General features: G+C 59.4%; 12 protein-coding genes. 6 read left to right on the forward strand and 6 right to left on the reverse strand.

The window, feature by feature from the left end; translation table 11 throughout:
• Positions 1-190: 190 nt before the first annotated feature.
• Complete coding sequence (rutR, locus tag RYB09_RS20550; protein ID WP_316890034.1) at positions 191-919, reverse strand: pyrimidine utilization regulatory protein R; 729 nt, start codon at positions 917-919, stop codon at positions 191-193.
• 270 nt (positions 920-1,189) lie between these two features.
• Here rutR and rutA point away from each other — a divergent pair, with 270 nt between their 5' ends.
• From rutA to RYB09_RS20580, 6 genes are all read left to right on the forward strand, one after another.
• A complete protein-coding gene (gene rutA, locus RYB09_RS20555) occupies positions 1,190-2,272 on the forward strand; it encodes a pyrimidine utilization protein A (RefSeq protein WP_058400631.1) in 1,083 nt (360 codons plus the stop codon).
• Complete coding sequence (gene rutB / locus RYB09_RS20560) at positions 2,272-3,009, forward strand: pyrimidine utilization protein B (RefSeq protein ID WP_019741090.1); 738 nt, start codon at positions 2,272-2,274, stop codon at positions 3,007-3,009. The genes rutA and rutB overlap by 1 nt, the downstream gene beginning before the upstream one ends.
• Before the next feature lie 10 nt (positions 3,010-3,019).
• Entirely contained in the window at positions 3,020-3,403 is a 384-nt protein-coding gene (gene rutC, locus RYB09_RS20565; protein ID WP_219171012.1) for a pyrimidine utilization protein C, read from the forward strand.
• 44 nt (positions 3,404-3,447) lie between these two features.
• Positions 3,448-4,227, forward strand: a complete 780-nt coding sequence (rutD, locus tag RYB09_RS20570) for a pyrimidine utilization protein D (RefSeq protein ID WP_316889984.1) — start codon at positions 3,448-3,450, stop codon at positions 4,225-4,227.
• A 13-nt stretch (positions 4,228-4,240) separates the two neighbouring features.
• On the forward strand, positions 4,241-4,777 hold the full coding sequence (gene rutF / locus RYB09_RS20575) for an NADH-dependent FMN reductase RutF (RefSeq protein ID WP_002552192.1): 537 nt from the start codon (positions 4,241-4,243) through the stop codon (positions 4,775-4,777).
• A 287-nt stretch (positions 4,778-5,064) separates the two neighbouring features.
• Positions 5,065-6,252, forward strand: coding sequence for an HD-GYP domain-containing protein (locus RYB09_RS20580; protein ID WP_219171010.1), 1,188 nt, complete (start codon positions 5,065-5,067; stop codon positions 6,250-6,252).
• 24 nt (positions 6,253-6,276) lie between these two features.
• Here the strand turns inward: RYB09_RS20580 and RYB09_RS20585 are convergent, their stop codons facing one another.
• The 5 genes from RYB09_RS20585 to RYB09_RS20605 all read right to left on the reverse strand — a co-directional run bounded on the left by RYB09_RS20585 (position 6,277) and on the right by RYB09_RS20605 (position 15,343).
• Entirely contained in the window at positions 6,277-9,006 is a 2,730-nt protein-coding gene (locus RYB09_RS20585) for a LuxR C-terminal-related transcriptional regulator (RefSeq protein WP_316889987.1), read from the reverse strand.
• A 209-nt stretch (positions 9,007-9,215) separates the two neighbouring features.
• Entirely contained in the window at positions 9,216-10,580 is a 1,365-nt protein-coding gene (locus RYB09_RS20590) for a DUF1329 domain-containing protein (RefSeq protein ID WP_058400574.1), read from the reverse strand.
• Positions 10,581-10,608: 28 nt separating this feature from the next.
• The gene (locus RYB09_RS20595; protein ID WP_005778004.1) at positions 10,609-12,546 is read right to left on the reverse strand and encodes a DUF1302 domain-containing protein; all 1,938 of its coding nucleotides are present in this window, start codon (positions 12,544-12,546) and stop codon (positions 10,609-10,611) included.
• A 313-nt stretch (positions 12,547-12,859) separates the two neighbouring features.
• Positions 12,860-14,542, reverse strand: a complete 1,683-nt coding sequence (locus tag RYB09_RS20600; RefSeq protein ID WP_122281305.1) for a fatty acid--CoA ligase — start codon at positions 14,540-14,542, stop codon at positions 12,860-12,862.
• A 168-nt stretch (positions 14,543-14,710) separates the two neighbouring features.
• Positions 14,711-15,343: a LysE family translocator gene (locus RYB09_RS20605; RefSeq protein WP_002552186.1), complete on the reverse strand. Its 633-nt coding sequence runs from the start codon at positions 15,341-15,343 to the stop codon at positions 14,711-14,713.
• Between the last annotated feature and the right edge of the window lie 280 nt (positions 15,344-15,623).

Raw genomic sequence — 15,623 nt, forward strand, 5'->3', positions numbered from 1 at the left:
GGCAGCACGCGGCCGACTCTCAGGCCATAGCAGCATCCATGCCACTACCGGGAAAACGCTATGGAACAACGGTCTGACTCGATTGCATCGGACAGAACAGATCAAACGGTCTGAATCAGAGCACTTGGTTTGTGCATGACGTGCATTCGCTGCGCGTCCGGGGTGCGCGTGTCGGGGCACGCGCAACTTTTCAGGCAGTCCGCGGCAGGATGCCGTCCAGGATCATGCTGCGCAGGCTCGCCAGCACTTCTTCGAAAAACACTGGGTCGTCCAGCGTCATGCCGGTAACCGCCTCGACCTGAGTGCGGAAGTCGGCGTAATGCTGAGTGGTCGCCCACAGGGTGAAAATCAGATGGTGCGGGTTGATCGGGGCCAACTGGCCACTGTCGATCCAGTGCTGAATGACTGCCACCTTGGCCTGCACCGTGTCGCGCAACGGGTGCTGCAACTCGCCCTGAATCAGCGGCGCGCCCTGCATCACTTCCATACAGAACAGCCGTGATTCGGCCGGGTGATCGCGAGACATTTCCAGCTTGGCCTTGATGTAGGCACCGATAGCCTGCACCGGCTCCTTGTCGGCAGTGAAATGCACCAGCGGGCTCAGCCAGACCTCAAGCAACTGACGCAATACGTTCAGATACAGATCATCCTTGCTGCTGAAGTAATACAGCAGGTTGGTCTTGGAGACGTCCGCCAGGCTCGCGACCTGATCCAGGCTGCTGCCGTGCACGCCATAGCGGGAAAATATCTCCAGCGCCGCATCGAGAATCAGCGTGCGCTTGCCTTCCATCAGGCGCATGCGCCGCTTCAGTGAAGTAGCGCTGGGCTCGCGAGTGGTCTTGACCACGGTTTCGGGCTTGACCTTGCGTCCGCGCTTGCTCGCGGGCTCCGTCACAGGAGGTTTCTTGTTCACGCACATCCATCCAGTGATGCCGAAATGAGCGGGCATCTTAACGGGCGCAGCTGTTTTGTCGATATGGGTTACCCACCCGGTCGGCTCTGCCCCATCTGCGTGCGCCCTGCACAAACCAAGTGCTCTGATTCAGACCAAATGGTCTGCAAAAAATGATTTTTATTTGTAAGCAATTGAATAAAAACAATAAAAAATTATGGCCCGCTTAATGCAATGGCGAATTAAGAGATGAAACAAGTGCTCTGGCACGCATCGACCAACGCAGAGAGGCCTTATATGGACATCGGTATCTTCATCCCCATCGGCAACAACGGCTGGCTGATTTCCAGCAACGCACCGCAGTACATGCCGACTTTCGAGCTGAACAAACAGATCGTGCAGACGGCCGAGGGCTACGGTTTCGACTTTGCGTTATCGATGATCAAACTGCGCGGCTTCGGCGGCAAGACAGAGTTCTGGGAGCACAACCTGGAGTCCTTCACGCTGATGGCTGGGCTGGCCGCAGTGACCAGCAAGATCCAGCTGTTCGCCACCGTCGCCACCCTGACCATTCCACCTGCCATCGCTGCACGCATGGCATCGACCATCGATTCGATCTCCAACGGCCGCTTCGGGATCAACCTGGTCACCGGCTGGCAGAAGCCGGAATACGAGCAGATGGGCCTGTGGCCGGGCGATGAGTTCTTCCACACCCGCTATGAATACCTGGCCGAGTACGCTCAGGTTCTGCGCGACCTGTGGGCCACCGGCAGCAGTGATTTCAAGGGCGAGCATTTCAGCATGCAGGACTGCCGCGTCAGCCCTCGTCCAAAGGCCGACATGAAGCTGATCTGCGCCGGTCAAAGCGAAGCAGGCATGGCTTTCTCGGCGCAGTACGCCGACTACAACTTCTGCTTCGGCAAAGGCGTGAACACCCCTACAGCCTTTGCGCCCACCGCACAGAAACTGATCGAAGCCAACGAAAAGACCGGCCGCAACGTTACCTCCTGTGTGCTGTTCATGATCATCGCCGACGATACCGATGAAGCAGCAAGGGCTCGCTGGGAGCACATCAAGGCGGGTGCCGACGAAGAGGCCATCGCCTGGTTGAGCGAGAAGGGCTCGGCGGATAAAAGCGCTGGTTCGAATCTGCGGCAGATGGCCGACCCGACCTCGGCGGTCAACATCAACATGGGCACGCTGGTCGGCTCTTGGGCCACCGTGGCGCGAATGCTTGATGAAGTCGCCAGTGTGCCGGGGACTCAGGGCGTGATGCTGACCTTCGATGACTTCGTGAAAGGCGTCGAGGATTTCGGCGAGAAAATCCAGCCGTTGATGACCAGTCGCAAGCACATCGCGCAGCTCAAGGAGGTGGTCTGATGAATGCTACGGCAACTGTCGCAGGCGTTGACCTGCCGGACGGACAACCCGCCCGCGTGCTGCCCGCCCGCCCCGAGCCGCTGCGCATGAAGCCCGGCGAAACCGCGCTGGTGGTGGTCGACATGCAGAACGCCTACGCATCGCTCGGCGGGTATCTGGACCTTGCCGGGTTCGATGTCAGCAGCACCGGGCCGGTCATCGCCAATATCAACAAGGCCTGTGCCGCAGCGCGTGCAGCAGGCATCCCGGTGATCTTTTTCCAGAACGGCTGGGACCCGGCCTATGTCGAGGCCGGTGGGCCCGGATCGCCGAACTGGCATAAGTCCAATGCCCTGAAAACCATGCGTAAGCGCCCGGAGCTCGAAGGGCAACTGCTGGCCAAAGGCGGATGGGACTATCAACTGGTCGATGAACTCAAGCCACAGCCTGGCGACATTGTGGTGCCGAAAATCCGTTACAGCGGCTTCTTCAATTCCAGCTTCGACAGCGTGTTGCGCAGCCGCGGCATTCGCAACCTGGTGTTCACCGGCATCGCCACCAACGTCTGCGTTGAGTCCACCCTGCGTGACGGCTTTCACCTGGAGTACTTCGGCGTGGTGCTGGCGGATGCAACCCATCAGGCAGGCCCCGAATTCGCTCAGCAAGCCGCGCTGTTCAACATCGAAACCTTCTTCGGCTGGGTTTCCAGCGTCGATGACTTCTGCACCACTTTCAGCCCTGTCGGGCAACCTTCGTGAGGACATACGCATGACCAAGAAAGCGATTATTCCTGCTGGCACCACCAAGCCCATTGCTCCGTTTGTGCCGGGCTCCATGGCCGATGGCGTGCTCTACGTTTCGGGCACGTTACCGTTCGACAAGGACAACAACGTGGTGCACGTCGGCGATGCGACCGCCCAGACCCGTCATGTGCTGGAAACCATCAAAAGCGTGGTCGAAACCGCTGGCGGGACAATGGACGATGTCACCTTCAACATGATCATGATTCGCGACTGGGCCGATTACGCCCAGGTCAACGAGGTGTACGCCGAATACTTCGCGGGCGAGAAACCGGCCCGTTACTGCATCCAGTGCGGTCTGGTGAAACCCGAAGCCCTGATCGAAATCGCCAGCATCGCCCACATCGGCTGAGCACTGACTTAAAAACCGACCTGAAGCCCACCCGGAGAACGTGCATGTTTCATGAAATTCATCGATGTCAGCATGCCGATGCGCCCCTGTTGGTGCTCAGTTCCGGGTTGGGCGGGTCCAGCCGTTACTGGGCGGATGACCTGGCAGCGCTGACCCGCGACCATGACGTACTGGTCTACGATCACGCCGGGACTGGACGCAGCCCTGCGGCTTTGCCGGCAGACTATTCGATCCGCCATATGGCCATGGAATTGCTGACCCTGCTCGACTCGCTCGATATCCAGCGCTGTCATTTCATAGGCCATGCGCTGGGCGGACTGGTGGGCCTCGAGCTTGCACTGTTGCGCCCCGGATTGTTGCAAAGTCAGGTGCTGATCAATGCCTGGAGCAGCCCCAACCCACACAGCGCGCGCTGCTTTTCAGTGCGCAAAAAACTGTTGTTGAACAGCGGGCCGGACGCTTACGTGCAAGCGCAGGCACTGTTTCTGTATCCGGCAGACTGGATAGCCGCCAACGGTGCCCGGCTGGCCGATGACGAGGCCCATGCGCTGGCGCACTTTCCCGACACCGACAACCTGCTGCGGCGTATTCATGCACTGCAAACCTTCAACGTCGAGGCTAGCCTGGCTCGTATCCAGACACCCACCCTGCTGATTGCCAACCGCGACGACATGCTGGTGCCCTGGCAACAATCGCAGCATCTGGCCGAGGCACTGCCCAACGCCAGGCTGGTGTTGCTGGAATATGGCGGCCACGCCTCGAACATTACCGACCCATTGCCCTTCCAACGCACCCTGCTCGACTTTCTCAACGCACAGACCTGAAAGGACTCATCCCATGCATGCCGACTCTGAAACCCTTGCCACCCTCCCTGCTGCCCCGGTCAGCCAGCTGGCGTTTCGCGATGCGATGTCCAGCCTTGCTGCAGCCGTCAACGTCATTACCACCGATGGCCCCGGCGGCCGCGCCGGTTTTACTGCGACAGCGGTCTGCAGCGTGACCGATCAGCCTCCGACGCTACTGGTTTGTATCAATCGCAGCGCATCGGTATACGAAACCTTCATCGAGAACGGCCTGTTGTGCGTCAACACACTGGGCAACGGTCAGCAGGACTTGTCCAACCTGTTCGGCGGCAAGCGTTCACAGCAGGAGCGTTTTGACGGTGGCCAGTGGGAAAGCGGAGTGACGGGTGCGCCGATACTGAACAGCGCCAAACTGGCCCTCGACTGCAAAGTGACCCAATCCGTCAGCGTCGGCACGCACGACATTCTTTTTTGCCAAGTGCTGGATATCAGGCATCAGGGTGAGTCAGACGCCTTGGTGTACTTTGCCCGTCAGTATCATCACTTGCCAGGTGCGGCACCCGCTGCCTGAAGATGCTTTTCAGCACTTGAACGCGTCAGAAAATCTACACTGCGCCTGTTTTGCACAGGGCACTGCGGGCTGCCTGACGGGTTGCTGACACACAACAAATAGACAAGATTTTTTCGCAGGCAGCGCCGTATACTGGCACCTTGAGATCAGGATGATCCTTGCAGTCAACGAGGTGAAATCATGTCGATCGGTAGCTGTTGCACTCTGCTGGCCTCAGCCGGTAGTCGGCCGTCTGCTTTCTTCGCTTGCCCGTTGCCTGCCATGCCAACGCACCCGGGTGACTGAGCATGCTGAAAAAAATCCCCGTCGCTGACCTTGCCCTTGGCATGCACATCCATAAAATCTGTCGCCGCTGGACCAACGATCCGTTCTGGATAGGCCTGGTCGAGGTCATGCTTGATGACGTCGAGGTGCTCAAGCGCATCCAGCAATCGGGCACCCGGGAAATCTGGATCGAAACCGGCAAAAGCCGAGTACTGGCACCCCAAACCGCAGCAGCCTTCGCATCAGCCATAGATGACACCGCGCCAGCCAGTCTGGACAAGGAAGTCCTGCGCGCCCGGGCCATTTGCGGTAGAGCCAGAAACGCCGTCATGGCCATGTTTACCGAAGCCCGCATGGGCCAGGCGATGGATGTGGATAACGTGCAGTTGCTGGTGGAAGAAATCTCCAGTTCGATCCTGCGCCACCCGCACGCGCTGATCAGCCTGTCACGCCTGAAAACGTCCGACGAGTACACCTACATGCATTCGGTGGCGGTCTGCGCGCTGATGGTTGCGCTCGCCAGACGCATGGGCCTGCCTGATGACCAGGTGCGCGAAGCGGGTGTGGCCGGGCTGATGCACGATGTCGGCAAAATGATGATTGCTCCGCACGTGCTCAATAAACCGGGCCGCCTTACTCATGACGAATTCGAGATCATGAAGGCTCACCCCGAACTGGGTCTGAAGATCCTCAAGGAAAATCAACCCGTGGCGGCGACGGTGATGGATGTGTGCTTGCACCACCATGAGAAGGTCGACGGCTCGGGCTATCCCCACGGCCTGAAAGGCGACCAGATCAGCATCTTTGCGCGCATGGGCGCAGTCTGCGATGTGTATGACGCCATCACCTCCGATCGTCCCTACAAAAAGGGCTGGGGCGTTGCCCATTCGATTCGCGAGATGGCTTCATGGAAAGGCCATTTTGATGATGTGGTGTTTCAAAGCTTCGTCAAGACCGTAGGCATTTACCCGACCGGTACGCTGGTGCGTCTGGAAAGCGGGCGCCTCGGCGTTGTGGTCGAGCAAAGTGAGGCGTCGCTGCTGAAACCGAGGGTGAAGGTCTTCATGTCGGCGCGGACCGGCAAGACGTTCGCCGCGCAGATCATCGATCTGGGCAGCTTTGCCGACCCGGACGCGATCGTCAAAATCGAAACGCCGACCGACTGGGGGCTGGAAGAGGTTGATACGCTGTGGGCGGGCAGCCCGGCCTGATCAGTTGATGAGTCGCCCTGCCGGCTAACCCAGCAAGCCCAGTACCTTCGCCCTCGCCACCGCCTGGGTACGCCGCTCGACGCCCAGCTTGCTGTTAATGTGGCTGGCGTGAGTCTTGACGGTGTGCAGGGAAATGAACAGTTGCTCGCTGATCTCCTGGTTGGAACAGCCCTGTGCAATCAGTTGCAGTACGCCCAGCTCACGCACACTCAGGCAGTCGCTGCCATGCGCAGGCTCAGGTGTCGGCGTGCAAGAGGCCGGGAGCGCTTCCAGCAAGGCCTCGCGAACCTTGCAGGACGGCAGTTGCAGCAGTTGCTCATGCAGCCACTGGGAATGCTCGCCCAGCAGCGTTTTAAAGGGAATAAGAGCCCCTCCGGCCGCTGACTGCAGACTGCGCAGTAACAGCTCTCGCGCTTCGTCGTACCGCGTCTGGCTCAGCAGCAGACCAATTTGCTGGGTCATCGCTATAAGCCCGAGCAGTTGCGCCCCCACCTCCTCAGCGCGCAGCTCAAGCGCCTGCAAGCGCTGCTCGCAGGCAACGCCGTCACCCAGCAACCGTTCGAGTACGGCACGCTGCAACTCGATGTGTTGCGGCAGTTGTGGATGGCATTCGGGGGCCGCAGCGCCGAGACCGCCGTTGTAGGTCTGAGTCAGGCGCAGCAGCCACGCTTCGGCAAGGTCCATGCGCCCTTGCAGCAGCCACAATTCGCATTTCACCAGAGTCACCATCGCCAGGTAGTAGATCGGTGGCACATCCCAGATGTGCATCAGACGTTCGGCCTCGGCGAGTTCGGCGAAGGCTTCGGCAAACCTACCGGCGCAGCCCTCCATGGTGGCAATCACGCAGTGGCCGATCAGCACACTGATGTCGCGACAGGCGCGCGCTTCGGCCAGTCCGGCCAGCAATAAAACCCGCCCTTGATCCACTTGCAGGCGCAGGGTCAGCAAATAGCCTTCATACAGTGTCAGGCGCGCGCGAACTGCGTATAAGCGCACGGTGGACAACCCTTTGAGGCGCTGCTGCCCCCGGCGTACTTCATCAAGCGCACGCAGAATTTCGCCCCGAGCCTGCAAAACCCTGGCGCGGTCGTAATGCGCCAGCGCTTCGAACAATGGATTGGCAACCCGCTGTGCCAGCTCCAGCGCATCACGATTCAACAGGCGGGCGCGCCACAGATCACCATTGGCAACCGCAAGGTTGGCCAGCGTCGACAGGCAGACAAGCCGTTGGCCATAGCGTTTTTCCGGCAAGGTCAGCAGGGCTTCAGTGCAATAGCGTTCGGTCTTTTCACTGTCTCCACGGCCACGCGCAATAATGCCGCTGAGCGCCAGCCACTGGGCAAGCATGGATTTTTGCGCGGTCGCCGAGGGCGCTGGCAGGAACCGGCTCAATTGATTGGCCAGTTCCTCGGCGGCGTCCAGTTGGCAGGCCAGCCCCAGCGCCCAGGCGTAGAGCACAATCAGACGTGGCGTGCTGGTCAACAGATCATCCGGCAAGTCCATCTTCCAGCGCAGCAACATGCCGACATTCTGCTCGGCCAGCAATTGCTCTTCAGAGAGGTTCTGCACCAGATTGGCGGCTACATCCAGATGCCCGGCGCGCAATGCCTGTTCCACCGCTTCATCCAGCTGGCCCTGAGCGCTGAACCAGCGGCAGGCGTTGAGGTGCAGGCGAGTCGGTTGCGCACCGCCAGCCTGGCGGGCGCGCAACAGATCGGAAAACAGATGGTGATAGCGAAACCAGTGGCCCTGCTCGTCCAGCGGCACCAGAAAGACCTGATGCGCCTGTAGATAACGGAGCATCTCGGCACTGTCATGGCTGTCCCGCGCGGCGTCGCACAGCTCGGCGCAAAAGCGCTCCAGACACGCAGTGTCATAAAGAAACGCCTGAACATCGGCTGGCAGACAGTCGATCACCTCTTCAAGCAGGTACTCGCGAATCAGCACCTCACTGCCGCGCAGCGCCTGCGACAAGGCGCTTTCGTCACCCGCTTCGGAGGCCGCCAGCAACCAGAATCGCAACCCGGCCACCCAGCCTTCACTGCGCTGAATCAGGTTTTGCAGCACCTCACTGTCGAGCGAGCTGCTATGCCGGTCCAGCACTGCCATCGATTCTGCGTGTGTCAGGCGCAGATCCTGCTCGTTGATTTCCAGCAACTGGCGCGTCAGACGCAGGCGTGCCAGGTGCCAGTCCGGGCGCTGGCGGCTGGTCACCATGACCACCAGCCCAACCGGAAGATGATTGAGAAAAAACTGCAGGCAGCGGTCAAGCACCGGGCCCTGGGCCAGATGATAATCATCCAGTACCAACAGCAGCGGCTTGCTTAGCATCAGGTGCATGGCCAGTTCGTCGAGCAGACCATCGAGCCATTCCTCGAACGCGAAAGGCTGATGACGCTGGCGCATTTTCAGCAGGCCCATTGCCTGCGTGCCCAGTTGCGGGAAAAACTGCTGAAGGCTGCCCAGCAAGCGTTCGAGGAAACGGCCCGGATCGCTGTCCCGTGCGCTCAGGCCCAGCCATACGTTCTGCCATTGGTCCGGCAAGCCCTGACAGAATTCAACGGCCAGCGAACTCTTGCCAAACCCGGCCGGGGCGCATACCAGCAGCAACCTGCCGCTCAGCCCCTCATCAAGGCGTTGGCACAGGCGGGAACGAGGGACGTAACCCTCAGGGAGTGGCGGGCGAAAAAATCGCCCCTCCAACGCAGGAATCGCGCTGTCTGCGAACCCTTGCATTCGGGACAGATCAGTCATGGCCGGCTCGTGTGAAAATCGTTGTCGCGGCATAGCGGTGTTCGGAGACTAGCGGGTAAATCGCCTCTTTTGAAAGGTCATCACGGAAAAGACTGTAACAAAATTCCTACAGCTTATAAGACCATGTCCTCTACGTGAAAAAGCCCCATTAAAGGGGCTTTTCAAGCACATGGCCATGACATTGATTTACAGCGTGTATCGGTCAGGTATCAACGAACCCCTTCCTGACGCAGCGCGTTGGGGGTGAAGTCGCTGGTGCCGGCAGTGAAGCCGAACTCGTACGCCCTCTTCTCTTCGTTTTTCATGCCCAGTGCCACGTAGCGACCGGATTGCAGGTCGTACAGGGTTTCAATCGCGTACCAAGGCACTTGTTTGTCGTAGTAGTTTTCCGAGTGTGCCTCGGCAACGCGCCACAGCTGGCCACGGCCGTCATAGTGGTCGATAACGGCGGCCTGCCAGGTGTCTTCGTCGATGAAGAAGTCACGTTTGGCGTAGATATGACGCTGACCTTCCTTGAGGGTCGCGGTCACGTGCCAGACGCGACGCAGCTCATAGCGGGTCAGGTCCTGGTTGATATGGCCAGCCTTGATGATGTCAGCGTACTTGAGCGTCGGATCGTCCAGCTTGTGGCTGTTGGAGGCGATGTACATTTCCTGCTTGCCGATCAGTTTCCAGTCATAGCGATCAGGCGCGCCGTTGTACATGTCCAGGTTGTCGGAAGTACGCAGACCATCCGACGCGGTGCCCGGCCCGTCATACGAAACCTGCGGCGCACGCCTTACACGGCGCTGACCGGCGTTATACAGCCATGCCGAGCGCGGTTCGGCGACCTGATCCAGGGTTTCATGCACCAGCAGCACACCGCCCGCCAGACGTGCTGGGGCGGTCACCTCCTGTTTGAAGTAGAACAGGATGTTGCCCGGGTTTTTCGGATCGAAATCCCTCATCTTGTCGCGAAACACGAATTGATCGGAGAAATACACCAGGCTGTACGAGCCATTGGGCTGTGGCGTGGCCTGGGTAACCAGACGCTTGACGCTGCCGCCCCGGTAACGGGTGATGTGGTTCCAGATAACCTCGACGCCACTGGCCGGGATCGGAAACGGGATGGCCGTATCGAAGTTTTCCAGACCGCTGCCGCCACCGACCAGTTTGGTGGTCGTCGCGTTCTTTTTGATGGCGGCAAACACTTCATCCGGCACGGTGGCACCGCGATGGGTCGGGTAGACCGGAATCCGGTAGCTGTCCGGATAACGTTTGAACATCGCGTACTGGCCCGGCGCGAGTTTGTCCTTGTACTGCTCTACATTGGCCGCGGTGATGGTAAACAACGGCTTTTCGCTGGCATACGGGTTGGCGAGGAACCCTTTGCTGTCCACCGCCCCGGCATTTTTCGGCATCGGGCTCCAGGCAGGGATGGTGTTGGCCGCATTGCCGGCCTTTTCAGCGCCCATCGGCGTCAGCGAGGTACCCAGCTTTGCCGCGTCGGATGCGGAGACCGCCGCCATCACGTTGGTCGCCAGCAACGACATGCCCAGAACCCCGGCTTGCAACAGACTTTTTGTTATTTTCATATTCATCGTCATCCTGAAAACCATGCTCTTAGAAGTTCATGCCAAAGCTGAGCGCCACGAAATCCCGGTCATCAACCGTGGTGTATTTGCCATCAAAGAAGTTGGTATAGGAAAGGTTCGCGGTGTAGGTGTTCTGGTACTCGGCATCGAGCCCCAGGCTGACGGCCTTGCGTCCCTCTTCGAAGTTGCCGCCAGGGCCCGGCGAATAGCCTTTGACGTCGTGCGACCAGGCCACGCTCGGCTTGAGGTTGACCCCGGCAAACACACTGTTGTAATCCCAGATGGCACGGGCGCGGTAGCCCCAGGAGTTGGCCGTGGTAAAGCCGTCGTCTTCGCAATAACGGGTCAGGTTATTCTGCTCGGCACCGGTCAGAGTGCCTGCGTTGAGCGTCGCGCATTGGCCGCCAGGCAGCGGGCCAGGACCATACACAGGGTCACGGCCGTAGCGAATTTTGGAAGTGCTTTCCAGGCCACCCACGTGGGTCCAGCCCACTTCACCGACCACCGTCAGACGCTCTGCGCCCATGACCTGGTCGAAGAACTGGGTGAACGTGGTTTGCAACTGAGTGATTTCCTTGCGGCGATAACCGGGCTGATCGGTATTGGGCTGCCCGCTCAGCAGCGAAACGTTGGGGTTGAGCGGCGAAATACCCGAATACAGGATGTCGGTGGTGTTGACCTGAATCGGTGCATTCGGGCGGTAGCTGATCTCGCCGCTCCACGCGGTGCCGGTAGGCAAGGTGGTCGAGAAGCTCAGACCGTACAGACGGATGTCTTCCGGGTATTCGACGTAGTAACTGGAGTTGCCTGCCACGACAACCGGCAGTAGCGTGGGTGCGAGTCGCGTCGCCGTTGCTGCCGGTATACCGTTACGGACCAGCGAGCCCACCAGGCCTTGAGGGCTGAACGAAGCAGCCGAGCCGCCGCGTCCGCTGAAGATCGGCGCACGGCTGTGGTAATTCATCATGTAGGCACCGAACTCGGTATCCAGAGGCTCGAAGTTGTAACGCAAGGCAAAGCCGAACTGGCCACTGTCACGCGCATCGCGGTCAGGCCCACGGCGCACCACAGCGCCCTCATCCGGGTTACCGAACACTACGCCCTGCTGCGACAACGAGTTGAACACCGCGCCGCGTGCGCCTGCTGGCAAACCGGCAGCCGTCAGCGAACTGTTCAGGCCGCTGCGGCTGCGCAATACCGCGAGGTTGTTGTTGCAGCCATCGGCGATCACGTCCGGCTGCGAGAAGAAGGTGCCGCAGTTGTCGACGACAGTCTGGTCCCACTCCAGCTGGTAGAAGCCCTCGGCAGAAAGGTTGTCAGTCAGGCTTTGCGACAGGTAGAACATGTTGACCGGAATCAGGCCTTCCTTGATTTCAGAGCCTGGACGCCGAAAGGCCGAGACATCGACCGGGTTGACGCTGTTGATACCGCCCTGAATGAAGGTACTTTCACCCCAACTGATGACCTGCTTGCCGAAGCGCACGGCACCCGGCTGATCAGCGATCGAATAGTTGTGGTAGACAAACGCATCCAGCAACTGGAACCCGGACGACTTGGCGCCCTCTTTGCGGCCTGAGTCGCTGATGTCCTTGAACTCACGGTTTTCATCCTTGAGCTCAAAGTCGTACCAGTATTTGCCACGCAGGAACACCCCGGTATCGCCGTACTTGAGTTCCAGGTCATGGATGCCCTTGAAAATCTTCGAAAACGTTTCCCCACGCTTGAAGTTCAAGTGGCCGTCATCGGAGGTCTGCGACAGACCACGCCCGCCATTGTTGGCGCCGATCAGGTTTTTATTGGGGTTTGCAGTCGACCAGCTGGCGCCTACCGACAGCGATGAGTCGAAACTGCCTTCGATTTCACCGACGTTGAAGGTCACGCCAAAGGCGGGGCCGGCGAGCGAGGAAGCAAGGCTGACGGCCAGAGGCAGCCTGGCCCGACGCCAGAATGGGGGTGTGCTTGTCATCGACGCTACTCCTTGTGTTTTATTGTTATGGCAGTGGGGAAATCCAAAAACGACTCTGTCTTCGAATCACTACACACAGCCAGCTCCGCTCTTGCTCATTCCCTGTGCTGACTATAGCCAGCACGCCCTGACGCTAGATCCCTCTAAAGTGTGATTTGCAGGACCAACGCCTCTGGCCCGCCCGTTTCCGGAAGGCCGCTAAAAAACCTGTGGCGGGGAGGATGGATTAAATTGGAAATTTGGCAAGTCGCAGAACAGGACCTGCGACGCAGACACTTGCCGCGCCCGATGGGCGCGGCAAGATAAGAAGGTGTCACAGCGTGGAAAGGAACGTGCTGTTGCTGTTCTGCCATTCCACAATATCCAGACGCATGCGCTTCTTGTCGAGCTTGCCGACGCTGGTCTTGGGAATTTCAGTAACAAGCGCGATCTGGCTGGGAATTGCCCACTTGTTGATGTGACCTTGCTCGACGAACGGTTTGAGATGCTCCTTCAAGCCCTTGGCATCAAGCTGATGGCCGTCGCGAATCACCAGCAAGGCAAAAGGCCGCTCACCCCATTGCGGGTCGGCGATACCGACCACAGCCACTTCGCGCACAGCCGGATGCCGGCTGCACAGGTCTTCAAGCTCCAGCGAAGAAATCCATTCGCCACCGGTCTTGATCACATCCTTGATACGGTCGCGAATATCGATGAAGCCCATACCGTCCAGCGTTGCCACATCGCCAGTGTGCATCCAGCCGCCCGCCCACAACTCAGCACCTTTCTCGGGCTCGCGGAAATAGCTTTCGGTCAGCCAGGGCGCACGCAGAACCAGCTCACCCTGGGTTTCTCCATCGGCCGGAAGGAAGTTGCCTTGCTGATCGACGATGGCTGCTTCTACCAGCATTCCGGGCACACCGGCCTTGATGCGGTAGGTAATCTGCTCGTCTTCGCTGCCGGCCTTCAGCTCGTCGTTGATGTGCGCAACGGAAATCAGCGGCCCGGTTTCAGACATGCCATACGCGGCGGTGAGCTGGATGCCCCTGGCCTTGGCGGCCTGGTACAGGCTGCGGTTCAGCGAGCTGCCGCCAATGATGATTTTCCAGCCGCCAAAGTCCGCATCCTGCGCAGACTTGGCGTTGAGCAACATTTGCAGGATGGTCGGCACGCAATGCGAGAACGTGACTTTCTCCTTGCGCCAAAGCTCTACCAGCAATTCGGGCTCGTAGCGGCCGGGGTACACCTGTTTCAGGCCCAGCATGGTCGCTACATAGGGAATGCCCCAGGCATGCACGTGGAACATCGGTGTGATAGGCATGTAGACGTCATCGTTGCCCAACTGCCGCGGACTTTCGACGCACCCCAGGATGGCCGCCACACCCATGGTGTGCAGTACCAACTGGCGATGGGTGAAATAGACGCCTTTGGGGTTGCCCGTAGTGCCTGTGGTGTAAAACGTGGTCGCGACCGAGTTCTCGTCGAAGTCCTCGAAAGCGTACTCGGGGCTGGCTGCCGCCAGCAGGGTCTCGTATTCGCCGACGAGGTTTGGCAAGTCGGCGGTCTTGTCGGGCAGGTCCGTCAGCAGCAGGGTCTTTTCAACGGTGGTCAAATGTCCGGACATAGCCTGATACAGGCCCGTGAATTCGCTGTTTATCAATACCAGCCGGTCATCGGCATGGTTGATGGTATAGGCGATCTGCTCGGGCGATAGCCGCACGTTGACGGTGTGGATCACTGCGCCAATCATCGGGATGGCGAACATGCATTCCAGATAGCGATGGCTGTCCCAGTCCATGACTGCCACGGTGTCGCCAGCTTTCACGCCTGCCGCCGTCAAGACGTTGGCCAGGCGGCAGATGCGCTCGTTGAGGGTCGGGTAGGTATAGCGAACGGAGTCGCGGTAAATAATTTCACGCGTCTTTTCATAACGACTGCCGGACGACAACAGGCGCTTGATCAACAGAGGGTACTGGTAAGCGCCATCGGCGGGCGCAAGAACGCGAGTCTGTAACATATGAGTCCCTTTTCAAAGTCCACAGGCGGAGCTGGAAATATGGACTCTAGAGCCCTCGCCTGCCAGTGAAATCAGTAAAAGGGATGATTTTTCGAAGCGCCTCTCGCTGTCTGCAAGAGGCGCTCGCACTCGTTATACGCTTTGCAAAAGCGTTGTTGAATGCAGGTTTCAGTGCACTTCGGTGAACGCCAGTTTGATACCCAGCGCGACCAGCACTCCGCCCATGGCCCGATCGAACCAGTGGCCCATGCGCGCAAAACCCGCGCGTACCCGCGCCTGGCTAAACAGCCGCGCCACCAGGCAGAACCACGCGGCCGTCGCCACTGCGAGGTAGACCCCATAACCGCCCTGCACCAGCAGCGGCGTGTGCGGATTGATCACTACGGTGAACAGCGAGAGGAAAAACAGCGTGGCCTTGGGGTTAAGGCCGTTGGTGACGAAACCGCTGATGTAGGCACTCTTTGCTGTGCGCTCGCCCGGGATCGCCTTGATGGCGGCATCGCCTGTCGCCGCAGCCGGTCTGGCACGCAGGGCCTTGATACCGATGTACAGCAGGTACGCGGCGGCCGCCCATTTCAGCGCGTTGAACAGCACGATGGACTGGGAAACGATAATCCCGATCCCCAGCAGCGAATAGCCCACATGAAGAAAGATGGCCGAGCCGACGCCAAGCGCTGACCAGGTACCGGCCTTACGCCCATGCGTGACGCTTTCGCGCACCACCACCGCGAAGTCCGGACCGGGGCTGGCAACGGCCAGCAGGTGGATCAGCGCAACGGTAAGAAATTCTGCCCAATACATGTGGGACCTCCTGGAGGATTGACGTCAGACCCGGCAGATTACGCTGTCTGATGTCTGCGCAACAGTTACTGACAACGATCACCTCAACTATCGTGCGATCATCGCAATTATCGTGCGGCGCTCCGCGTCGCATGCCGTTCCGGACGCTCCGCGTCCTCTTGACGACGCAGAGCGTCGTGAACTGCATCCCCACGCTGGAGCGTGCGGAACGATCATCTCAACTATCGTGCGGCGCTCCGCGTCGCATGCCGTTCTGGACGCTCCGCGTCCTCTTGACGAC

The organism is Pseudomonas syringae group sp. J254-4 (genome assembly GCF_032586855.1).
Lineage (GTDB): Bacteria > Pseudomonadota > Gammaproteobacteria > Pseudomonadales > Pseudomonadaceae > Aquipseudomonas > Aquipseudomonas amygdali.